This window comes from Streptomyces sp. NPDC002795 (genome assembly GCF_042888725.1).
Lineage (GTDB): Bacteria > Actinomycetota > Actinomycetes > Streptomycetales > Streptomycetaceae > Streptomyces.
This window is the reverse complement of the sequence record NZ_JBIAQB010000001.1, coordinates 971129-991982: the sequence shown is the minus strand read 5'-3', so window position 1 is coordinate 991982 and position 20854 is coordinate 971129. Positions and strand designations below refer to the sequence as shown.

21 protein-coding genes are annotated in these 20854 nt (G+C 70.7%); 12 read left to right on the top strand and 9 right to left on the bottom strand.

Translation table 11 applies throughout. The features are described from left to right. A complete protein-coding gene (locus ACFYWS_RS04365; RefSeq protein WP_389269354.1) occupies positions 1 to 1593 on the top strand; it encodes a flavin-containing monooxygenase in 1593 nt (530 codons plus the stop codon). A 24-nt stretch (positions 1594 to 1617) separates the two neighbouring features. Here the strand turns inward: ACFYWS_RS04365 and ACFYWS_RS04360 are convergent, their stop codons facing one another. Next, the gene (locus ACFYWS_RS04360) at positions 1618 to 2151 is read right to left on the bottom strand and encodes a TerD family protein (protein ID WP_389269352.1); all 534 of its coding nucleotides are present in this window, start codon (positions 2149 to 2151) and stop codon (positions 1618 to 1620) included. Between the two features lie 210 nt (positions 2152 to 2361). On the opposite strand from ACFYWS_RS04360, the gene rpmF reads away from it, so the two are divergent. The 4 genes from rpmF to ACFYWS_RS04340 all read left to right on the top strand — a co-directional run bounded on the left by rpmF (position 2362) and on the right by ACFYWS_RS04340 (position 4983). Beyond that, a complete protein-coding gene (rpmF, locus tag ACFYWS_RS04355) occupies positions 2362 to 2532 on the top strand; it encodes a 50S ribosomal protein L32 (RefSeq protein ID WP_389269350.1) in 171 nt (56 codons plus the stop codon). 6 nt (positions 2533 to 2538) lie between these two features. Next, complete coding sequence (locus ACFYWS_RS04350) at positions 2539 to 3711, top strand: GTP-binding protein (protein ID WP_389269348.1); 1173 nt, start codon at positions 2539 to 2541, stop codon at positions 3709 to 3711. Between the two features lie 29 nt (positions 3712 to 3740). After that, positions 3741 to 4178, top strand: coding sequence for a VOC family protein (locus ACFYWS_RS04345; RefSeq protein WP_389269346.1), 438 nt, complete (start codon positions 3741 to 3743; stop codon positions 4176 to 4178). A gap of 130 nt (positions 4179 to 4308) precedes the next feature. Beyond that, complete coding sequence (locus tag ACFYWS_RS04340) at positions 4309 to 4983, top strand: PepSY domain-containing protein (protein WP_389269344.1); 675 nt, start codon at positions 4309 to 4311, stop codon at positions 4981 to 4983. Between the two features lie 45 nt (positions 4984 to 5028). Here ACFYWS_RS04340 and ACFYWS_RS04335 read toward each other — a convergent pair whose 3' ends face one another. From ACFYWS_RS04335 to ACFYWS_RS04320, 4 genes are all read right to left on the bottom strand, one after another. After that, positions 5029 to 7107, bottom strand: coding sequence for a phosphocholine-specific phospholipase C (locus tag ACFYWS_RS04335; protein WP_389269342.1), 2079 nt, complete (start codon positions 7105 to 7107; stop codon positions 5029 to 5031). A gap of 145 nt (positions 7108 to 7252) precedes the next feature. Beyond that, positions 7253 to 8074 (bottom strand): phosphonate ABC transporter, permease protein PhnE, encoded by an 822-nt coding sequence (gene phnE, locus ACFYWS_RS04330; RefSeq protein WP_389269340.1) that lies wholly within the window; start codon positions 8072 to 8074, stop codon positions 7253 to 7255. Further along, positions 8071 to 8784 carry a phosphonate ABC transporter ATP-binding protein gene (locus tag ACFYWS_RS04325; protein ID WP_389269338.1) on the bottom strand — a complete coding sequence of 238 codons (714 nt, stop codon included), beginning with the start codon at positions 8782 to 8784 and terminating at the stop codon, positions 8071 to 8073. The genes phnE and ACFYWS_RS04325 overlap by 4 nt, the downstream gene beginning before the upstream one ends. Further along, positions 8784 to 9692, bottom strand: coding sequence for a phosphate/phosphite/phosphonate ABC transporter substrate-binding protein (locus tag ACFYWS_RS04320; protein ID WP_389269336.1), 909 nt, complete (start codon positions 9690 to 9692; stop codon positions 8784 to 8786). Before ACFYWS_RS04320 ends, ACFYWS_RS04325 begins: the two co-directional genes overlap by 1 nt. Positions 9693 to 9925: 233 nt before the next feature. Here ACFYWS_RS04320 and ACFYWS_RS04315 point away from each other — a divergent pair, with 233 nt between their 5' ends. Beyond that, complete coding sequence (locus ACFYWS_RS04315; protein ID WP_389269334.1) at positions 9926 to 10654, top strand: GntR family transcriptional regulator; 729 nt, start codon at positions 9926 to 9928, stop codon at positions 10652 to 10654. A 40-nt stretch (positions 10655 to 10694) separates the two neighbouring features. On the opposite strand, the gene ACFYWS_RS04310 is transcribed toward ACFYWS_RS04315, so the two are convergent. Beyond that, complete coding sequence (locus ACFYWS_RS04310) at positions 10695 to 11780, bottom strand: zinc-binding dehydrogenase (protein WP_389269332.1); 1086 nt, start codon at positions 11778 to 11780, stop codon at positions 10695 to 10697. Between the two features lie 211 nt (positions 11781 to 11991). On the opposite strand from ACFYWS_RS04310, the gene ACFYWS_RS04305 reads away from it, so the two are divergent. The 6 genes from ACFYWS_RS04305 to ACFYWS_RS04280 all read left to right on the top strand — a co-directional run bounded on the left by ACFYWS_RS04305 (position 11992) and on the right by ACFYWS_RS04280 (position 18647). Then, positions 11992 to 12996, top strand: a complete 1005-nt coding sequence (locus ACFYWS_RS04305; protein ID WP_389269330.1) for a LacI family DNA-binding transcriptional regulator — start codon at positions 11992 to 11994, stop codon at positions 12994 to 12996. A 72-nt stretch (positions 12997 to 13068) separates the two neighbouring features. Further along, entirely contained in the window at positions 13069 to 14346 is a 1278-nt protein-coding gene (locus ACFYWS_RS04300) for an MFS transporter (RefSeq protein WP_389269328.1), read from the top strand. 32 nt (positions 14347 to 14378) lie between these two features. Then, a complete protein-coding gene (locus ACFYWS_RS04295; RefSeq protein WP_389269326.1) occupies positions 14379 to 16151 on the top strand; it encodes a glycoside hydrolase family 3 protein in 1773 nt (590 codons plus the stop codon). An 81-nt stretch (positions 16152 to 16232) separates the two neighbouring features. Further along, positions 16233 to 16772, top strand: coding sequence for a hypothetical protein (locus ACFYWS_RS04290; protein ID WP_389269324.1), 540 nt, complete (start codon positions 16233 to 16235; stop codon positions 16770 to 16772). Between the two features lie 104 nt (positions 16773 to 16876). Then, entirely contained in the window at positions 16877 to 17986 is a 1110-nt protein-coding gene (locus ACFYWS_RS04285; RefSeq protein ID WP_389269490.1) for a sensor histidine kinase, read from the top strand. Next, positions 17979 to 18647: a response regulator gene (locus ACFYWS_RS04280; protein WP_389269322.1), complete on the top strand. Its 669-nt coding sequence runs from the start codon at positions 17979 to 17981 to the stop codon at positions 18645 to 18647. Before ACFYWS_RS04285 ends, ACFYWS_RS04280 begins: the two co-directional genes overlap by 8 nt. 18 nt (positions 18648 to 18665) lie before the next feature. On the opposite strand, the gene ACFYWS_RS04275 is transcribed toward ACFYWS_RS04280, so the two are convergent. The 3 genes from ACFYWS_RS04275 to ACFYWS_RS04265 form a co-directional block, all read right to left on the bottom strand. Further along, on the bottom strand, positions 18666 to 19016 hold the full coding sequence (locus ACFYWS_RS04275) for an STAS domain-containing protein (RefSeq protein ID WP_389269320.1): 351 nt from the start codon (positions 19014 to 19016) through the stop codon (positions 18666 to 18668). A gap of 88 nt (positions 19017 to 19104) precedes the next feature. Then, complete coding sequence (locus ACFYWS_RS04270; protein ID WP_389269488.1) at positions 19105 to 20070, bottom strand: L-threonylcarbamoyladenylate synthase; 966 nt, start codon at positions 20068 to 20070, stop codon at positions 19105 to 19107. An 81-nt stretch (positions 20071 to 20151) separates the two neighbouring features. Next, the gene (locus ACFYWS_RS04265; RefSeq protein WP_389269486.1) at positions 20152 to 20784 is read right to left on the bottom strand and encodes a carbonic anhydrase; all 633 of its coding nucleotides are present in this window, start codon (positions 20782 to 20784) and stop codon (positions 20152 to 20154) included. Positions 20785 to 20854: the final 70 nt, after the last annotated feature.

Here is a 20854-nt window from a genome sequence, read left to right as displayed (position 1 = left end):
ATGGCCGACCATGATGTCATCGTCATCGGTGCCGGTTTCGCCGGCCTCTACCAACTGCACCGGCTGCGCGCGCTCGGCTTCGACACCTGCGTCATCGAGGCCGGTGCGGACGTCGGAGGCACCTGGTACTGGAACCGCTACCCCGGAGCCCGCTGCGACATCGAGTCCGTCGAGTACTCCTACTCCTTCGACGCGGACCTGGAACAGGAGTGGGACTGGAGCGAACGCTACGCGGCCCAGCCAGAGATCCTCTCCTACGTACGCCACGTCGCCGACCGCTTCGACCTCCGCAAGGACATCGCCTTCAACACCCGTGTCCAGGCGCTCCATTGGGACGACGCGGCGCAGCGCTGGACGGTGACGGCCTCCGACGGCACACCCCGCACCGCCCGCCACGTCATCGCGGCCACCGGCTGCCTGTCCGTACCCTCCCGGCCCGACTTCAAGGGCCTCGCGGACTTCGCGGGCGAAGTGCTGTGGACGTCGAACTGGCCCCACGAGGGCGCCGACCTGGCCGGGAAGCGGGTGGCCGTGATCGGCACCGGTTCCTCCGGGCTGCAGACCATCACCGCGATCGCCCCGCTGGTCGGCTCGCTCACCGTCTTCCAGCGCACCCCGTCCTACGCCGTGCCCGCCCACAACGGCCCCAATGCCGCCCGCCTCGCCGAGGCGCGGGCACGCTACCCCGAACGGCGTGAGGTGTCCCGCGCCTCCTCGAAGGGCTTCGACTGCGACGAAGAGGCGCAGGTGCTGCTGACCGAGACGGAAGAGGCGGAAATCGCGGGGGAGTTGGACCGGCGCTGGGACATCGGCGGGCTGTGCTTCGGCAGCGGCTTCAGTGACCTGCTCAGGGACGCGGAGGCCAACGAGGCCGTCGCCGAATACGTCCGCACCCGGATCCGCGAGAAGGTCAAGAGCCCCGAACTCGCCGAGCGGCTCACCCCGCGCACGTACCCGATCGCCAGCAAGCGGATGTGCGTCGACACCGGCTACTTCGAAGTCTTCAACCAGGACAACGTCACGCTGGTCGACCTCGCCGAACGGCCGATCGCCCGGATGACCGAGCGCGGGATCCGCACCGAGGACGGGGGCACGTACGACGCCGATGTCATCATCATGGCGACCGGATTCGACGCGATGACCGGCGCCCTGAACGCCATCGACATCCGGGGCGCCGAGGGGCGCTCGCTACGGGAGAAGTGGGAGCACGGCCCGCGCACGTATCTCGGCCTGATGTCGGCCGGCTTCCCCAACCTCTTCACGGTGACAGGACCCCAGAGCCCGTCCGTCCTCTCCAACATGATGACCTCGATCGAGCACCACGTGGACTGGATCACCCGCGCCCTCACGCACCTGCGCGAGCGCGGACTGCACCGCATGGAGGCCGACCCCGACGCCGAGGAGAACTGGGTCACCACCACCAACGACCTCGCCGACCTCACGCTCATGCCGCAGGCCGCGTCCTGGTACATGGGCGCCAACATCCCCGGCAAACAACGGGTGTTCATGCCGTTCATCGGCGGCGTAGGCCTCTACCGCGACCTCACCAACGGCATCGCGGTGAGCCACTACCACGGCTTCGAACTGAGCTGAGCCGAGCCGAGCGGGCTGCGCGGGTCAGATGGGCCGGGCGCTGCCCATTTCGGCGGGGAACGCGGTCGCGTCGCAGTCGAAGCCCTGGATCAGTTCGTGGAGCTTCCAGGCCCCGGCGTCGTTCCGCCGGAATTCCACGATGGTCGCGGCGGTGGACCCGGCCACCGGCGTGAAGTCGGTCTCCAGGAGGTCCGTGTACTTCTCCACGATGACGACGCCGGCGTTCTCGATGTCGGCGAAGGTGCGCGGGTCGGCGTCCTGATGGATCACCACTCCGACCACCACCCGCGCGTAGGAGGACGCCAGGCGGTCGAGTTCGAGAGCCATCACCTCGACGAAGCCGAAACCCATGCCGGTCTCGCTGTGCCGGGTCATGTTGATCGTGCCGTCGGGGGAGCGGCTGTCGTAGTGCACGACGTACGCGGGGTCCCCTTCGGGGTCGTCGTCGGAGTAGGTCGCGGCGACGATGTCGAGATGGCGTGGTGACTGCCCCACGGGACTCGGATCCCATCGAAGCCTGACTTCGATCTTCTGCAGTCCCGTCGTGACGCTGCTCACCGGGCGCCGCCTCCTTGCTTCGAATCAACGTGAGGCCATCCCGCCCCCGTGCCCTCAAGTATGGCCTGTCACCAGCGGCTTGATGCTCCCTTAACGCAATTCGCTCCCGCGACGGGCTCAGGCCCTTCGGTGGATTTGGTAATGGGATCCATTTTCATATAGCTTCCCTGTGTCGCACCGCGCCCCACCTGATGCCTGATGGAGGACCCCATGGCCGTTCCCAAGCGGAAGATGTCCCGCAGTAACACCCGCCACCGCCGCGCCCAGTGGAAGGCGACCACGCCCCAGCTCGCCCCGGTCACCGTCGACGGCGTCCCGTACCTCGTGCCGCAGCGCCTGGTGAAGGCGTACGAGCGCGGGCTGCTGCGGCCAGAGGGCTGACCGCACATGACCTCCGACCGACTCCCCGTCACGGTCCTGTCCGGCTTCCTCGGAGCCGGCAAGACCACCCTCCTCAACCATGTGCTCGGCAACCGCGAAGGGCTGCGGGTCGCCGTCATCGTCAACGACATGAGCGAGGTCAACATCGACGCCGCGCTGGTGCGCGGCGGCGAGGCCGCCCTGTCCCGCACCGAGGAACGCCTCGTCGAGCTGACCAACGGCTGTATCTGCTGCACCCTGCGCGACGACCTGCTGGAGGAGGTCGACCGGCTGGCCCGCGAGGGCCGCTTCGACCATCTCCTCATCGAGTCGTCCGGGATCTCCGAGCCGATGCCGGTGGCCGCCACCTTCGCGTTCGCCCGCGACGACGGTGCGACGCTCGGGGACATCGCCCGCCTGGACACCATGGTCACGGTCGTCGACGCGGCGAACTTCCTGACCGAGCTGGACAGCGGCGACGAACTGGTCGAGCGCGGCCTGGACCAGTACGAGGACGACGAGCGCACCGTCAGCGATCTGCTGATGGACCAGATCGAGTTCGCCGACGTCATCGTGGTCAACAAGCTCGACCTCGTCGACCACGCGGCGGCCGATCGGCTCCGGGCGGTACTGGCCCGCCTCAACCCCGTCGCCCGTGTCGTCCCGGCGGTACACGGACGCGTAGCTGTGAGCGACGTCCTGGGCACCGAGCTCTTCGACCTCGACCGCGCCCAACAAGCCCCTGGCTGGGTCCGTGAACTCAACGGCGACCATGTGCCCGAGACCGAGGCGTACGGCATCTCCTCCACGGTCTTCCGCTCCCAACTGCCTTTCCATCCCGACCGGTTGTGGCATTTCGTGACGGAGGACCTGGACGGTGGCGCCTACGGCCGGGTCCTGCGCTCGAAGGGCTTCTTCACCCTGGCCAGCCGCCCCAAGGTGACGGGCCTGTGGTCACAGGCGGGATCCGTCGCCCGCTTCGAACCCTCCGCCGCCCGTGACACCGAGAGCCCCGAGGGCCAGGAACTCGTCTTCATCGGCACCCACCTCGACGCGCCCGCACTGCACACCGCGCTGACCGCCTGCCTCATGGCGGACACCGAGAACCCGCCGACCGCCGACCCATTCCCCGCCTGGGACACCTACGGCATCGACGAGACCTGCGAGCACGAACACCCAGAGCTCGTAACGCCCGCCTAGCCGGCCGCCCGGCTCGTAGCATGCGACGCATGGCCATCAAACTCGAGAACGTCGCCATCGCTGTTCGGGACCTCGAAGCAACGATCTCCTTCTTCACCGACCTCGGCCTCACGGTCCTCGGCCGGGACACGGTCAGCGGCGAGTGGACCGACACCGCCGTCGGCCTCGACGGGAATCACGCCAAGATCGCGATGCTCCAGACGCCGGACGGGAACGGCCGCCTCGAACTCTTCGAGTACATCCACCCCGAAGCGATCGAGACGGAGCCGACGCTGCCCAACGAGATCGGCATGCACCGTGTCGCCTTCTCGGTCGACGACATCGACGAGGCCCTCGCGACGGCCGCCAGGCACGGATGCCACCCGCTTCGCGGCGTGGGTACCTACGAGGACATCTACAAGCTCACGTACGTCCGCGGCCCCAGCGGCATCATCGTGATGCTCGCCGAGGAGCTGAAGAAGGGCTGACGGAAGGGCTGACGGCTGTCGGGATGCCGAGCCCCGGAGAGGCTGGGACGATCAGCGAGCGTCCGCGTCGCGCGACGCGGATCCCCCGGCTGACCAGGGCACGAAAGGCTCACCGATGCACTCTGTACCCGTGAAGCGGAGCAACCGAAGCGCGCGAGGGCGTGCCGTCGGCGTCGTGTGCGCCGTCGCCGCGTCCCTCTCCCTGCTGAGCGCCTGCTCCTCGGACGAGGGGGACGACACCTCCTCGGGCGCCAAGGAAAGCGAGAGCGCCTCCCAGCAGGACCAGGCCAGCGACGCGACGCCGACCGGCCGGCTGAACGAGGACCAGGCCGAGCGAAAGAAGCTGCTCTCCGCGACGAAGGTCGACTGGGACAAGGCTGCACGCACCGCCCAGAAGGAGGTCTCCGGCAGCAAGCTCCTGGAGATCGAGCTCGGCGACGACAAGCAGGGCAACCCGGAGTGGGACGCCGAGATCGTCGCGTCGGACGGCACGAGCACCGACGTACGAATCGACGCCGTCACCGGCAAGGTGACCGGCTCCGCGTCCGACAAGGACCAGGACGCGGACGACAAGAAGGAGAACACCGACAAGCTCGCCGCGGCCAAGATCACGGCGATGAAGGCCGCCGGGACGGCCACGGACGAGAAGAAGGGCAAGGTCACCTCCGTCGCCCTCGACGACTCCGACGGAGGAACCACGGTCTGGTCGGTCGACGTGGTCACGCCTGCCACCTGGGACAAGACGACGTTCGACATCGACGCGGCCAACGGCAAGGTCCTGAACGAGCACGTCGACCGGGACTGACCGAAAGGGTGGGCGGGACGGCCCGCCCACCCCCATGGGGCTGCCTCAGGTGCGGATCGCCGGGTCGCTCACGCCCGCCTGGCCGTTCTCGACGTGGCCCGCGAAGCGGCGCAGGAAGGTCTTGTCGGCGTCCGAGGCCACCGAGACGTCGTACCAGCGCTTGCTCGCGCGCAGGTCGACGGTGTGCCGCACCGTGGCGCCCGGCTTGACGGTGAAGGTCTCGCTCTTGTCGCCGTAGGCGTCGGTGACGGTGAGGTGGGCGGCGGTGTCCGTCGGGTTGGTCATCGTCAGGGACAGGTTCCCGGAGTCGGCGACATGGCGGGCGGTGACCTCGGGGGCCTTGGTGGTGCCGGGGCCGCGGAAGGCGCGCAGGAAGCCGTTCGGGCCGTGCACCGTCAGGTCGTACGTCCCCTTGGAGTAATCCGTGTTCCAGCTGTCGGAGACGTTCTTGCCGGCTTCGGTGGTGTAGGTCCAGGGGCCGTCGGTGCGCACCGGAGCCGTCACGTAGAAGTGGGCGCCGGCCGTGGAGCCGCCGGTGAAGGTGAGCTGATAGCGGCCGTTCGCCGGGTCCGCCGAGCCGTCCACCGCGGGGGCGTAGCGCAGTGGGCGGGAGGGGCGGCTGCCCTTCTCCTGCGTGGGCAGCGCGCCCTGGGCCGGAGGCTTGGGCACGTAGCTGTCATGGCGCTCGTGGTCCGGCGGCTCGTAGGCGTCGGTGCCGGGGAGTTCGGCCGGGTCGGTGTCCTTGAGGGAGAAGTCGAAGGCCGAGCTGAGGTCGCCGCAGATGGCGCGGCGCCAGGGGGAGATGTTCGGCTCCTCGACTCCGAAGCGGCGCTCCATGAAGCGGATGACCGAGGTGTGGTCGAAGGTCTCGGAGCACACGTAGCCACCGGTGGACCAGGGCGAGACCACGATCATCGGGACGCGCTGGCCGAGGCCGTAGACGCCCGCCCCGTACGTGGCGTTCCCCTCGAAGACATCGAGGGTGGTGTCCACGGTGGAGCGGCCGTCGTCCGCGGACCGGGGCGGATACGGCGGCACCACGTGGTCGAAGTAGCCGTCGTTCTCGTCGTACGTGATGAACAGGGCGGTCTTGGACCAGACCTCGGGGTTCGAGGTCAGCGCGTCCAGGACCTGGGAGATGTACCAAGCCCCATAGTTTGTGGGGAAGTTGGGGTGTTCGGAGAACGCCTCCGGGGCGGCGACGTACGAGATCTTCGGCAGCTTGTCGGCCTTGACGTCGGCCCGCAGGATGTCGAAGTAGCCGTCGCCCGCCTTGGCGTTGGTGCCGGTGCGGGCCTTGTCGTAGAGCGGGTCGCCGGGCTTGGCGTCGCGGTACTGGTTGAAGTAGAGCAGCGAGTTGTCGCCGTAGTTGCCGCGGTAGGCGTCGTCGATCCAGCCCCAGCCGCCGTCCGCGTCCAGGCCGTCACCGATGTCCTGGTAGACCTTCCAGGAGACCCCGGCCTTCTCCAGACGTTCGGCGTACGTGGTCCAGCCGTAGCCCGCTTCCTCGTTGCCCAGGATCGGGCCACCGCCCGTGCCGTCGTTGCCGACGTGGCCGGAGAGCATGTAGTAGCGGTTGGGGTCGGTGGCTCCGATGATCGAGCAGTGGTACGCGTCGCAGATGGTGAACTTGTCGGCGAGCGCGTAGTGGAACGGGATGTCCTCGCGGGTCAGATACGCCATCGTCCCCGTGGTCTTGGCGGCGATCCAGTCGTCGTACTTGCCGTCGTTGAAGGCCTTGTGGCCGCCGCCCCAGTCGTGGTTGAGGCCCGCGATGAACTGCATGCCGAGGTTCTCGGCGTCCGGGTGGTAGGGCAGCGTCTCCTTGCCGGCGCCGTCCGCCTGGTGCCAGACCGACTTGCCGCTGGGCAGCGTGACCGGCCGCGGGTCACCGAACCCGCGTACGCCCTTCATCGCGCCGAAGTAGTGGTCGAAGGACCGGTTCTCCTGCATCAGGACGACGATGTGCTCGACGTCGTCCAGCGTGCCGGATCTGCGGGCCGCGGGGATCGCGGCGGCCCGGTCGATGGAGTCGGACAACGCCGCGATACCGCCGGCGACTCCGGCGGTGCCGGCGGCTGCGCCGGTGATCTGGAGGAAGCGCCGACGATTGAGTTCTGGCATGGGTCTATGGCCTCGTGGGGGAGAAGCGAACAGAAGTCGCCAAAGTGTTCCAAGAGGTCTGGTCCACTGGGAAGGGGGCGCGGTGTCCGAGTGGTGAATCGATGGCCAATTCGTGCGTCGGCTGCCTATGGGGGAGCGGGCGGGGTCACGAAAGGCGGCGGCGCACCGTCGCCGACAGGCGGTCCACCGCCACGATCAGGATCAGGACGACGAGGATGTGCGTGAGCATCTCGTCGAACTGGAACAGCTTGATCGACTGGTTGATGAGGAAGCCGATGCCGCCCGCTCCGACCAGGCCCAGGACCAGTGAGGCCCGGACGTTGACGTCGAGGCGGTACAGCAGCAGGCCTGTCAACTGGGGTGTGACCGTGGGCAGTACCGCGTGCGCGGCGACCTGGAGGCGGCTCGCCCCGGCGGAGCGCAGCACCTGCGCGGGCCCCGCGTCGGCGTCCTCCAGCGCCTCCGCCCACAGCTTCCCCATCACGCCGATGTTGTGGCACATCAGGGCGAGGACCCCGGGGAAGGGCCCGAGGCCCACCGCCGTGACGAAGATCAGGGCGAAGACGACGTCCGGCACGGCCCGCAGGAAGGAGAGCAGCGAGCGCGCGCCCTGGTAGACCCACCCGGCAGGGGTGGTGCCGCGCGCCGCGAGGAGTGCGAGCGCGAGTGAGCAGGGCACGGAGAGCGTGGTGCCGAGCAGCCCGATCCACAGGGTCACCAGCGCGCTGGTCAGGCTGGGGCCCAGCACGTCCCACCCCAGCGCGGGCGGGAACGCCTCGCCGAGGAAGTCGGCCATGCCGCTCCAGCCCTCGGCGAGCGCGGCGAACGACATGTCCGTGGCGTTCCACGCGATGACATGAACGGCGACCACCAGGACGGTGAGCGCGACGGCGAGGGCCCGGGCGCGCGGACGGCGCGGCCTGGCCGGGACGGGGCTGCGGCGTGCGGTGCGGACGGCGGTTGTCATGACACGGCCTTCAGGGATTCGGGCTGGTACAGGATGTCGACGTCCTGGTCGGGCGGCCCGTCCAGGAGTACGTGGCCGCCGCGCAGACCGACGATGCGGTCGGCATGGCGCGCGGCGAGGGCGGGCTGATGCAGCACGGCCAGCACGGCCAGGTCCTCGTCGTGGGCCAAGTCCGCCAGTAGCGCCAGGACTTGTTCGGCGGCTGCGGGGTCGAGGGCCGAGACCGGCTCGTCGGCGAGTACGACGCGGGGGCGCTGGCACAGCGCTCGCGCGACCGCGACGCGCTGCTGCTGGCCGCCGGACAGCCGGCCCGCCCGATCGTGCGCCCGGTCGGCCAGACCCACCCGCTCCAGACAGGCCATGGCCTCCTCCCGTACGTCGGCGGGAAACAGGGCCGGGACCAGCGAGCGGCGCAGCGGCAGCCGGCCCAGCGCGCCCGCGCACACGTTGTCCAGCACGCTGCGGCGTCGTACGAGATGGATGTGCTGGAAGACCATGGCGATGTCCAACGGCTGCCGGGGCCTGCCGTCGACGGTGGTGTGGCCCATGGCCGTGGGCTCCAGTCCGGCGGCGGCGCGCAGCAGGGTCGACTTGCCCGAACCGTTGGCGCCGAGCACGGCGAGCAGTTCTCCGGCCGCCACCGTGACATCCACCCCGTGCAGCACCTGCTGCTCGCCGTAGCGCACGGTGATCGAGGACAGTGTCAGCATCACACGTCCTTCTCGGTCAGGTGCAGGGTTTCCGCCAGCTCGAACAGCGGCTGGTACGTGGACTTCTGAACGGCGACCAGCGGGGCCGGCGGGTCCGCGTCGAGGAGGGCGCCGATCTTGCCGATCTTGTCGGCCGGCAGATCGAGCAGGGCGTCACGGACCGCCTTCTTGAACTTCGCGTCGTGGTCGCCCCGCACGGTGATCGGGTCGTTGGGTATCGGGTCGGAGGCCCAGAGTTTGCGGAACTTGGACGGGTCGAACGTCCCGGACTTCTTCGCGGTGGCGAGCTGCTGCGAGTTGATCTCGGCGGCGTCGACGGTGCCCTTGCTGAGGGCGAGCAGGGCCTCGGGGTGTCCGCCCGCGTAGGTGACCTTCACGTCCTCCTTCTTCAGCCCCGCGTCCAGCAGGGCCTTGCGGGGCAGCGCGTCACCGGAGGTGGAGCCGACCGAGGCCAGGGCCAGGGACTTGTCGCGGAGGTCGGCGAGCCGAGACACCTTGGACTTCTTGGGCACCCAGATCCCGGCGGTGTAGCTGGACAGCCGGCCGTCGGACCGGCCGAAGGAGGCGACGGGCTCGGCCTCGGCGCGCTTACTGGCGAAGACGTAGCCGAGCGGCCCGAACATGGCGAGGTCCAGCTTCTTGTTCTGCATGGCCAGGACTTCGGCCGAGTAGTCCTCCGTGATGGTCAGCTCGACCTCGCAGTCGAGTTTCTCGCCGAGGGCGTCGGCGAGGACCTGGGCCGCGGGCGTGAGCTTGGCGGGATCCTCGAACGGCTCCACGCCGAACCGGATCTTTCCGTCGGGACAGGTGGCGGACCCCGCGTCGGCGGAGCCGCCGCCGCAGGCGGTCAGGGAGAACGCCAGGGTGACGGCGGCGGCGACGACCGCCGCGGGACGGGCGAAGGACATGCGGAACTCCGATGCGTCAAGGTGGAGCAGAGGGACAGAGCAGCCCGGGGGGAGAAGCAGGGGGCGCGTGGCTGTCGGCACGGCGCCCGGGGTGGCGCCAGGAACGCTGTCAGCCCTCGAAACCCCGGTCAACCTCTTGTATCGACAAGACGCCCACTGTTCACCTTCTGTAAGGACAGGAGAGAGTGAGGACCGCGCCGATAGGCCGCCTCTGCGCATGTAAAGTCACGTGCATGGCCACTCCCTTGCACCGGTCCATCGCGGCCGAACTTCGTCAACGCATCCGCAGCGGAGCGATCGCCGTCGGAGCGGAACTGCCGCCCGAGGCGCGGCTGTGCGAGGAGTTCTCCGCTTCCAGAGGACCCGTCCGCCAGGCCCTGGCCACCCTCCGCGAGGAGGGCCTGCTCAGCGGTGGGCAGGGGCGGCGCGCGGTGGTGCTGGACGCGGTGCCGGCCCAGCCGTTCGAGGCGTTCCGGTCCTTCACCCGCCGGGCCCAGCTCACGGGGTACACGCCCGGACAGCAGCTTCAGGAGATCGCGCTGCGACTGCCGGAGCCCGAGGTTGCCGCCGTTCTCCACCTCGACCCGGGCGACCTGGTCGTCCAACTGCTGCGCCTGCGGCTGCTCGACGGCCGGCCGGCGATGCTGGAGCGCATGACCTTCGTCGAACCCGTCGGGCGGGCGCTGCTGGCGGCGGACCTCAACGCCGGGTCGATCTACGCGCTGCTGACCAAGGAGGGGGTGGATCTGCACTCGGCCCGGCACACCTTCGACGCCGTCCCGGCCGACGCCACCGACGCCCGCCTGCTCGAACTCCCCGAGAACGGGCCTCTGTTGCGGGAGCGCCGGCTCACCACCGACTCCCAGGGAGTGCCGATCGAGTGGTCCGACGACCGCTACCGCTCGGACGTCGCGACCGTCACGCTGACCAACACCCGCGGCGCACGGGCGGCCATGCTCTGAGGCGGGGAGGCGGCGCCCGCGCGCCGCATGCGGCTACCGGCTACCCCGCGGGTATGACGGCCTGACGGGGTGCGAGGGCGCCGGCGGCCGCGGCGATCGCGTCGTCGATCGCCTCCAACGGGTGGGCGCCGACGACGAGTTCACCGAACGGGTACTCCGTGTGATGCGCGGCGAGGAAGTCCACCGCCGTCTGGAGATCGGCCGCGCGGTAGTTGTGCACGCCCGTCACGGTCAGCAGCCCGCGCACGAGCCACTCCGGGTCGAGGGGGACCGGGTCGACCGGTGAGACGGAGCCCGCCAGCACGGCGACGCCGCCGGTCGTCAGCGTGTCCAGGCACGCCTGCACCGCGGCCCGATGACCGGACAACTCCAGCGAGACGTCCGCCTCTTGGGAGGCCGGAGCGTCCGCGCAGACCTCCGCCGCACCGAACCTCAAGGCCTGCGCGCGCCGGGCCGGGTCCGGATCGGCCACGGTCACGTGTGCTCCGGCCCGGTGGGCCATCGCCGCCGCGGTGACGCCGAGCATGCCGGCACCGGTGACCAGGACACGCCGCCCGTCCAGCGGACCGGCCGCCGCGAGGACGGCTGCCACCGTCGCCGTGGCGCACGAGGCCGGCCCGGCCACGGTGTCGGGAAGCCCTTCGGGTACCGCGACGATCGCGGTGCCCTCAAGCAGCACGCAGTGGGTGGCGAACCCTCCCGTCAACGGGGCGTCGGCGTCCAGCGGTTCGTGGCCGTACTTGCGCAGCTCGCGGCACTTCTGCGGAAAGCCTCGACGGCACCGGTCGCACGCGCCGCACGACGCGGTGACCGACCACACCACCCGCAGGCCCGGTGTCACCGGTGTGCCGTCGACGCAGGAGGGGCCGTCGGGCCCGACGGCGAGGACGGTGCCGACCTGCTCGTGACCGAGGACGCACGGACTGGGCGAGCGGCGGCGGCCGTGCACCGTGTGCAGATCGCTGCCGCACACGCTCGCCAGGTCGATCCGCACCAGCACCTCGCCGGGGCCGGGCCGGGCGGGAGTGGTGGCGGACACGAGGGTGAACGGGCGGCCGACGCCGTCCCAGCGGGCGTAGCGCACGGCGAGGGTGTCGGGGGTGCCGGGGGTGGGGTGTGTAGTCACGAATCCAACCTGTCATGAGGTTGAATGCCCTGTCTGCAACTTAGGTAGACAAGTTTTCTTCCTTTGGGTGGCCTTCTTGTGAACCGGTGTCGAACCGGAGTGTCGAACCCGGGTCTCTTGCGTCCCACGGTCCGCCGGAGTTACCTTCGGAACTGTTCCGCAATCGATTACGTAACAGTTCCAAACCGACCCACGAACCAGGTGAGGCCCCATGCCCCGCGTCACCATCGCGGACATCGCCAAGGAAGCCGGCGTCAGCAAGCCCACGGTCTCCCGTGCGCTGAACGGGCATCCGGACGTCGGCGCCGAGACCCGCGAGCGCATCCAGCGCATCGCCGCCGACCTCGGATACGCGCCGAGCGCCAGCGCGCGCTCCCTGCGTACCGGCAGGCACGACACGCTCGGGCTGCTGATGCCGCTCCAGCAGTGGTGGGGCTACTCCGACATCCAGTACGGGATCGCAGAGGAGTCCGCGCGGCGCGGCCTGCACCTGATGGTCCACCCGCTGCGCCCGGGCGAGCGCGCCGAGCGCGAGTTCGTCACGCAGACGCTGCCGACGCTGCCCGTGGACGGCCTGATCCTGCTGATGCCCGAGGGCACGCCCCGGCACATCGGCGCCATCGCGCACACCAGCATGCCCTCCGTGGTCATCGACGACCGCGGTCACCGGCTCGACCTGCCGTACGTCGAGAGCACCAACCGCGCCGGTTTCCGCGAAGCCGTGCTGCACCTGGTGCGGCACGGGCGGCGGCGGATCGCCTTCGTGGGCGGGCAGCTGAACGACGCCTTCGCCCAGGAGCGCTTCGAGGGCTACCTGGACGCCCTGCGCGAAGGCGGCATCCCGTACGACCCGGCCCTGACGCTGCTGCCGGCCGACCGCGAACCGACCGCCGACGAGATCACCGAACTGCTCGGCACCGACCCGGACGGGCTCGCCGTGGCCTGGGACGAGATCGCCTTCTCTGCGCTCAACGCCCTCCATGCCGCAGGCCATCGGGTGCCCGAGGACGTCGCCGTCATCGGGTTCGACGATTCCCCCATCGCCCGCGTCATGCAGCCGCCGCTGACCACCGTCCGCCAGCCGTTCCGGCAGATGGGCGCGGCCGCGGTACGGATGCTGCTCGACTCCATCGAGCACGGGCGGCCCCCGGCCCACTTCACCGTCCCCACCGAACTCGTGATCCGCGACTCCTGCGGCAGCCACGAGAACCAGTGACAGCCGGCAACACCCAGCAGCACCCATAAACACCCAGCAGTAATTCCCATGGCTCAAAGGAGAGTTGTGACCATGTCCGCCCCCAGCGGCGCCGCACCCGGCGCTGCCCCCGCACCGCCCGGGGGCGACGCCCGTGAGCGCGTCCCCGGCACCTTCGTCCTCGTCCACTTCCTGGCCCTGCTCGGCGCCTGGATGGGCGTACTGGTGCCGTCGCTTGTCTCCGTCGCGCTCAAGGTCGAGCGGATGGACGCGGCCGGCAAGGTGGGCGCCCTGTCGCTGGCGCTCGGCGTCGGCGCCCTGGTCGCGCTCGTCGCCAACCCGCTGTTCGGCCTGCTCTCCGACCGCACCACGTCCCGGTTCGGCGCCCGCCGCCCCTGGATGGTGATCGGCACGGCAGGCGGCTTCGTGGGGATCGTGGTGATCGCCTACGCGAACAGCACCTGGGAGATCGTCGTCGGCTGGTGTCTGGCGCAGTGCTTCTACAACGCCCTGGTGGCCGCCATCTACGGCGCCCTCGCCGACCAGGTGCCCGAGCGGCAGATGGGCTTCGCCTCCGCGGTGCTCGCCCTCGCCAACCCGCTCGCGACGCTCGGCGGCACCTTCCTGGTGGACTCCCTCAACACCTCGACCATCGCGCTGATGCTGGTCCCCGCGCTCGTCGGCGCCGCCCTGATCGTGCCGTTCCTGCTCTACGGCCGGGACCGCCGCGTCAGCAAGGATCAAGTGCCGACGCTGACCGCCCGCCAGCTGATCGCCTTCCTGTGGACCAACCCGGTGCGCTTCCCGAACTTCGGCTGGGCCTGGCTGAGCCGCTTCCTGATGTGGACCTCGTACGCCACCGTCACCACGTACATGGCGTACTACCTCTCCGACTATCTCGGCCAGAACGACGACGCCGTCACGCACTACGTGTTCATGGGCAGCCTCGTCGCCAACATCTTCATCCTGATCGCGACGGTGCCCGCGGGCCGGATCTCGGACCGGATCGGCCGCCGCAAGCCCATCGTGTTCACGGCCGCCGTACTGCTCGCCGCCTCGATGGGCGTGATGGCGCTGGCCACTTCGGTGACCGGGTTCCTCATCGCGCAGGCGATCGTCGGCATCGGCATGGGTGTGTACTTCGCCGTCGACATCGCGCTGCCCGCCGATGTGCTGCCCGACCCGAACAACGCGGCCAAGGACCTCGGCGTCATGAACATCGCCGCCACGCTGCCGTACTCCCTCATCACCCTCATCGCGCCGACGCTGCTCGCCCTCGGGGACGGCAACAACTACCCCGCGCTCTTCGTCTTCGGTCTGCTCGCCGCGCTCCTCGCGATCCCGGCCGTGCTGCCCGTCAAGCGCCGCTGAGCAACGCCCTCGCCGTACAAGGAAGTTCCGCCATGAACCACCCCTCCGCCCCGTACCTGAACCCCGAACTGCCCGTCGAGCGGCGCGTCGAGGACCTGCTCTCCCGCATGACACCACAGGAGAAGGCCGGACAGCTCTTCCACACCGCCAACACCCTCGCTCCCGGCGGCCGGCTGCTCGCCGAGCCCGACACGGACAACGGAGTGCGCACCGCGCACGAGCTGGTCGTGGACCGACACATCACCCACTTCAACCTGCTCAACGGGACCGACCCCTACGAGATCGCGCTCTGGCACAACCGGCTCCAGGAACTCGCCGCCGACACCCGGCTCGGCATCCCCGTCACCGTCTCCACGGACCCGCGCCACGGCATGTTCTCCAGCCCGGCGGCGGGCCAGGCCATCGAGCGGATGTCCCGCTGGCCCGAGCACACCGGCATCGGCGCGATCGGTGACGTCCGGCTCGCCGAGGAGTACGGGGAGGTGGTGCGGCGCGAGTACACCGCGCTCGGCATCCGGGTCGCGCTCGGTCCGATGGCCGACCTGTTCACCGACCCGCGCTGGTCGCGCGGCTACGGCACGTTCGGCGAGGACCCGGTCACGGTCGCCAACATGACGGCCGCGTTCATCCGGGGCCTGCGCGGCGGCGACGAGCTCGGCGCCCACTCCGTCGCGGCGATGGTCAAGCACTTCCCGGGCGGCGGACCGCAGTTGGGCGGCGAGGACGCGCACGACCCGGCGCACCGCGAGCAGGTGTACCCGGGCGGCCTGGCCCGGCTGCACCAACTGCCGTTCGACGCGGCGTTCCGCGCCGGGGCGACGCAGGTGATGACGTACTACGGGATGCCGCTGGCCGTGCCGGGCTGGGAGAAGGTCGGCTTCGCGTTCAACAAGCCCGTGGTGACCGACCTGCTGCGCGGCCACTACGGCTTCGACGGGATCGTCTGCACGGACTGGAACGTCATCGAGTCGACCATGCTCTCCGGCGACGTCTTCGAGGCGCACGCCTACGGCCTGGAGCGGCTCACCCCGGCCCAGCGGATCGCCCGCGCCCTGGACGCGGGCGTCGACCAGTTCGGCGGCGACGACTGCACGGACCTCGTCCTCGAACTCGTCGACAGTGGCGCCGTGTCGCAGGAGCGCATCGACGCGTCGGTACGACGACTCCTGCGCGAGAAGTTCCGGCTCGGACTCTTCGAGCAGCGCACGGTCGACGCCGAGGAGGCGGCACAGACCGTGGGTTCGGCGCCACTGCGCGAGGCGGGACGGACGGCGCAGCGCCGCTCGCTGGTCCTGGTGAAGAACGTCGACGCCGTCCTGCCCCTGTCCGACGGTAAGGGCGTGCGCGTGTACGCGGAGGGACTGGACGCTGAACTGGTCGCCGAACACGCCCAGTTGGTGCCGGATGTCGCGGACGCCGAGGTCGCCGTGGTGCGGCTGCGCGCCCCGTACGAGGACCGGGGCACCGCGCTCAGCGAGTGGTTCCACGGCGGCTCGCTCGACTTCCCCGAGGACGTCGTCCGCCATGTGCGCGGGCTAGCGGCGCGGGTGCCCACCGTCGTGCTCGTCTACCTGGAGCGCCCCGCCGTCCTCACGGAGATCGCCGACGCGGCGACCGCCGTCGTGGCCGACTTCGGTGCCGAGGACGGCGCCCTGCTCGACCTGGTCTTCGGGGCCGACGCACCGGAGGGGCGGCTGCCGTTCGACCTGCCGTCGTCGATGAAGGCGGTCGAGGAGAGCCGCGAGGACGTGCCCTTCGACACGCGTTCGCCGCTGTACCGCTTCGGGCACGGCATGACGTACTGAGCGGCGCCGCCGCCGATGTCCACCCGGAGGTCCACCCATGGGTCCAGGTGGTCAGCGCCTCGCCGCAGCAGTCTTGGGGGCATGACAACGACCGAGTGGATCACCGACATCGCTCTCATCCTCGTCGTCTTCCGGCAGCTGCGGGAAGGGCGGCTGGACTGGAAGTCCTTCCTCATTCCGCTGGGGATCGTGACCTTCGTGGCCCAGCAGTACCTCGACTCCGTCCCGACCGGGGGCAACGACCTCGTGCTGATCGGCACCCTGATGGCCGCGGGCGCCGCGCTCGGCATCGGCGGCGGCCTCTACACCCGGATCCGGGTGTCCGGGGAGCATCTCCTGATCAAGGCCGGTGCGGTCTCCGCGGTCCTGTGGGTGCTCGGCATGGGCGCGCGCATGGGGTTCCAGCTGTGGACCGAGCACGGCGGTGGCGACGACGTCGCCCGCTTCAGCCTCACCCATCACATCACCAGCGACCAGGCGTGGGTCGCCGCGTTCGTCCTCATGGCCCTCACCGAGGTCGTCACACGGCTGGCCACCATCTTCGTCCGCGGCCGCCTTGTCGACCGTGGGCCGCAGGCGCAGCTGACGCGTCCGGCTCTGAGCCCGGACCGTGGTGCCTGATCGTGGGCTATCGTCGCGCCGTGGCCACAGCTGAGAGCGGTCGGGACGTCGGGTCCGGCCCGGAGACCGGGCAGCGCCCGACGGTCCCGCGCAGGGACCCGAGGATGCACGGGGCCGTCACGCTGGTGGTCATCGCCTGTGGCTTCGTGACGGTCCGGCCGCTGGGGCTCAGCGGCCGGGGCCTGGCGGTCGGCGTCCTGCTCGTGCTGTGTTCGGTGGCGCTGCTCGCCCGGCATCTGCCCCAGGGCAGGTTCTCCCCGCGCGCCGTCTACGTAGCGCTGGCGCTCGGCATCGTCGCGTCGGCCGCGCTGATCGGCGTCAGCAGCACCGGGGCCGGCTATCTGTTCGCGTTCTTCCTCGTCGGCCACATCGGTTACCGCTTTCCTCCCCAGTGGTCGATCCCGCTGGCCGCGTCGAGCAGTCTCCTGTGCGGCGCGGTGCTCTCCTTCGACATCGGTCCGGGACATCCGAACCTTCCCTGGGTTCTGGGACTCACCACCGGCGTACCCGTGGCGGCGGGCATGCTCAGCCGGAGCAAGCAGCGCGCGCTGGAAGCGGTGATCGACGCGGCCGAGTCCTCCGAGCGCGCCGCCCGCGCCGAGGCCCGGACCGCCGCGCTGGCCGAGCGCGGCCGGATCGCCCGCGACGTGCACGACGTCCTGGCGCACTCGTTGGCCGGGATCAACATGCAGCTGGAACTCGCCGACGCGCTGCTGGACACCGGCGACCTGGACAAGGTCCGCGAGGCGAACCAGAAGGCGCACAGCATGGTCAAGGAGAGCCTCAAGCAGGCGCAGTGGACGGTGCACGCACTGCGCGAGGACGCGCTGCCGCTGGTCGAGACGCTGACCGCGATGCTGGAGTCGTCCGGCCACCGCGACGCGCTCGCCGTCACCGGCACCGTCCGGCCGCTGTCGGCACGCGGGACGCAGAACCTGTTGCGGATCGCCCAGGAGGCCCTGACCAACGCGGGCCGGCACGCTCCCGGCGGGACGGTCGCGGTGCGGCTCGCCTTCGCCGAGACGTCGACGACGCTGACGGTCCGCAACGGGCCCGCCGCCCGTGCGGTGACCGTGGGACTCGGCAGCGGGATGGGACTCATCGGGATGCGCGAGCGGGTCGCCCTCCTGGGTGGCACCCTTGCTGCGGGACCGGTCGCCGAAGGGCCGGACGCAGGCGGCTGGCAGGTGGAGGCAGTGATCCCCGATGAGTGAACAGGCCGATGGGCAGCGCCGGTTGAGAGTGATCGTCGCCGACGACCAGGCCGCCGTCCGCGAGCCGCTGGCGGCGGTACTCGCCCTGTCCGATGACATCGACGTGATCGCGGCCGCTGCCAATGGCACCGAGGTGCTGAGCGCCGTGGCGGCGGGGCCGGTCGACGTGGTGCTGATGGACCTGCGGATGCCGGAGACGGACGGCATCGAGGCCACCCGCCGGCTGAGCGAGGAACACCCCGGCGTAGCGGTGGTCGTGCTGACCACCTTCGCCGACGACGACTCCATCCTGGCCGCGCTGAGCGCCGGAGCCCGCGGCTACCTGACCAAGAACGCCGGCCGTCAGGACATCCTGCGGGCGATCCGGGCGGCCGCCGCCGGCCAGTCCGTCCTCGACCACGCGGTCCAGGACCGGCTGCTGGCCACGCTGCGCACCACAGCACCGCCGGCCGCCCCGCAGTCCCTGCCCGCGGACATCACGCCGCGCGAGCGCGAAGTGCTCACGCTCATCGGCCAGGGCCTGCCCAACCGCGCCATCGCCGAGAAGCTCTTCATCAGCGAGGCCACGGTCAAGACCCACATCAACAACCTCTTCGCCAAGGCCGGCATCCGCGACCGCGCCGACGCCGTCCGCCGCGCGATCGCCGCCGGCCTGGCCTGACGCGGCCCACCGGACCGGTCAGGACCCGGTGGCCCCCGGTGGGGGTGGGCCGGGGGCGGCGAGCAGGAGGCCGGTGGTGCCGGAGATGTCCAGGACCCGGCGGACGGGCCCGCTGACGGCGATCAGGCGCAGACTGCCTCCCGCGTCGGCGGCCAGCTGGTGATGGCGTACGAGGAGGTTGATGCCGGTCGAGTCGGTGAACGGCACCTCGGCGAAGTCGAGTTCGCAGCGGCGAGGGTGCAACGGGACCAGCGCGCGGTCGAGGCTTGGCGCGGTGTTCAGGTCGAGTTCCCCACGCGCGTGGAGGAGGACAAGGTCTCCGGCGTCGACGATGTGGATGTCGAAGAGGGGTGAGGTCGGCGTGCCCATGATGGTTGCTCCTCGGCCTGCCCGCTTGAGGTGCGTCGAGTGTCCCATGGAAGCACGGAGCGCCCCGTCCTCGCCGCCCGCTGATCCCTTACGCGGGCCGGGGCCCCGCCGCGCGGCGCAGCCGGTTGGCGATCGCGAGGCCGAGTCCCTCCTGTGCCGGAAGCGACGCGAGGATGAGGTCGCAGCCCTGCTGGTCGAGTTCGCGCAGGTAGCCGTACAGGCCGCGCGCGTAGGCGTCGAGGGACGCGGGGACGGCGACCACGGCGTGCGCCTTCCCCGCCACCGGGGCATCGGCGAGGGCCGACGGCAGGAACACGCCCACCCGGTGGCCGAGTTCGTGTGCGCGCCGTGTCTCGGCGACGAGTTCCTCGGCGTCGACGAGGACGACGCGCGCGTTCGGCGCGTAGTGCGAGGGATGCTGGCCGGGCACCCGCACCTCGCTGGTGGAGGGGACGTCGAGGGGGCGCCCCAGCGCCTGTTCGAGGTCCTCGCGCGTCACCCCGCCCGGCCGCAGAATGCTCAGCGACTCGCTCGTGGCGTCGACGATGGTCGACTCGACGCCGACCTCGCAGGGGCCGCCGTCGAGCACGAAGTCGACGCCGTCACCGAGCTCGGCGCGGACGTGGTCGGCGGTGGTGGGGCTGACCGAGCCGAACCGGTTGGCGGACGGGGCCGCGATGCCGCCGCCGAAGGCGTTGAGCAGCTCCAGCGCGACGGGGTGGTCGGGCACGCGCAGCGCCACTGTCTCAAGGCCGCCGGTCGTGTCGAGGGGCACCCGGCCGCCGCGCCGCAGGACCAGCGTGAGGGGCCCCGGCCAGAAGCGCTCCGCGAGCAGGCGCGCCGCCTCGGGCACGTCCTCGGCCCAGTCGGCGAGGTGCTCGGCGCCGCCGATGTGGACGATCAGCGGGTGGTTGGGCGGGCGGCCCTTGGTCTGGAAGATGCGTGCGACGGCGGCGGGGTCCTCGGCGTCGGCGCCCAGGCCGTAGACGGTCTCGGTGGGGAGGGCGACCAGGCCCCCGGCGCGCAGCACGCCGACCGCCTTGTCGATGTCGATGCCGGCGTCGGTGTCACGGGAGGGTGCCGTCACCGTCACGTTGTCCTTCACTGTGGTGCGCTTCTTTCGATGGGGCGGGGTTCAGCGTGCGGCGGTGGCGGGTTCGCTCAGGCCGTGGGAGGCGACCAGCCGCGCCGTGCCGTCGGCCAGTCGGTAGGACAGGCCCACCACGGCGAGGCGCCCGGCGGCCACCTGCTCGGACAGGACACGGGAACGGTCGAGCAGCAGGTCGACGGTGTGCCGGATGTGCTCGTGGAGGATCTCCTCGTCCTGGCCGCGGCCGGCGGCGCGGGCCGCGAGCACGCTCGGCGTCACCCGCTCGACGACGTCGCGCACGAAACCGGCGGGCGCCCTGCCTCCGTCGGCGGCGTCCTTGGCGGCGGCGATCGCCCCGCACGAGTCATGGCCGAGGACCACGACCAGCGGGCAGCCGAGCACGCTCACCCCGTACTCGATGCTGCCCAGCACCTCCGCACCGACCACGTGCCCGGCCGTGCGGACCACGAACATGTCCCCGAGCCCCTGGTCGAAGATGATCTCGGCGGCCAGCCGGGAGTCGGAGCACCCGAAAAGCACCGCGAAGGGGTTCTGCCCCGGCGCGGTCTCGGTGCGGCGTGCGGCGTCCTGGTTGGGATGGCCTGGGGTGCCGGTGACGAAGCGTTGGTTGCCGTCGAGCAGCATCGCGAAGGCGTCATCGGGAGTCGGGTTCAGCATCTCGGTCACGACGGCAGGTTACGACTCGGCGCCCGGAACCGTGCAACCAGGTCCACCGAACCCCGCGAAC

Coding starts and splice junctions, on each gene's coding strand:
- ACFYWS_RS04365 (WP_389269354.1), top strand. CDS start 1: ATGGCCGACCATGATGTCATCGTCATCGGTGCCGGTTTCGCCGGCCTC.
- rpmF (WP_389269350.1), top strand. CDS start 2,362: ATGGCCGTTCCCAAGCGGAAGATGTCCCGCAGTAACACCCGCCACCGC.
- ACFYWS_RS04350 (WP_389269348.1), top strand. CDS start 2,539: ATGACCTCCGACCGACTCCCCGTCACGGTCCTGTCCGGCTTCCTCGGA.
- ACFYWS_RS04345 (WP_389269346.1), top strand. CDS start 3,741: ATGGCCATCAAACTCGAGAACGTCGCCATCGCTGTTCGGGACCTCGAA.
- ACFYWS_RS04335 (WP_389269342.1), bottom strand. CDS start 7,107: ATGCCAGAACTCAATCGTCGGCGCTTCCTCCAGATCACCGGCGCAGCC.
- phnE (WP_389269340.1), bottom strand. CDS start 8,074: ATGACAACCGCCGTCCGCACCGCACGCCGCAGCCCCGTCCCGGCCAGG.
- ACFYWS_RS04325 (WP_389269338.1), bottom strand. CDS start 8,784: ATGCTGACACTGTCCTCGATCACCGTGCGCTACGGCGAGCAGCAGGTG.
- ACFYWS_RS04320 (WP_389269336.1), bottom strand. CDS start 9,692: ATGTCCTTCGCCCGTCCCGCGGCGGTCGTCGCCGCCGCCGTCACCCTG.
- ACFYWS_RS04315 (WP_389269334.1), top strand. CDS start 9,926: ATGGCCACTCCCTTGCACCGGTCCATCGCGGCCGAACTTCGTCAACGC.
- ACFYWS_RS04305 (WP_389269330.1), top strand. CDS start 11,992: ATGCCCCGCGTCACCATCGCGGACATCGCCAAGGAAGCCGGCGTCAGC.
- ACFYWS_RS04300 (WP_389269328.1), top strand. CDS start 13,069: ATGTCCGCCCCCAGCGGCGCCGCACCCGGCGCTGCCCCCGCACCGCCC.
- ACFYWS_RS04295 (WP_389269326.1), top strand. CDS start 14,379: ATGAACCACCCCTCCGCCCCGTACCTGAACCCCGAACTGCCCGTCGAG.
- ACFYWS_RS04290 (WP_389269324.1), top strand. CDS start 16,233: ATGACAACGACCGAGTGGATCACCGACATCGCTCTCATCCTCGTCGTC.
- ACFYWS_RS04285 (WP_389269490.1), top strand. CDS start 16,877: ATGCACGGGGCCGTCACGCTGGTGGTCATCGCCTGTGGCTTCGTGACG.
- ACFYWS_RS04280 (WP_389269322.1), top strand. CDS start 17,979: ATGAGTGAACAGGCCGATGGGCAGCGCCGGTTGAGAGTGATCGTCGCC.
- ACFYWS_RS04275 (WP_389269320.1), bottom strand. CDS start 19,016: ATGGGCACGCCGACCTCACCCCTCTTCGACATCCACATCGTCGACGCC.
- ACFYWS_RS04265 (WP_389269486.1), bottom strand. CDS start 20,784: ATGCTGAACCCGACTCCCGATGACGCCTTCGCGATGCTGCTCGACGGC.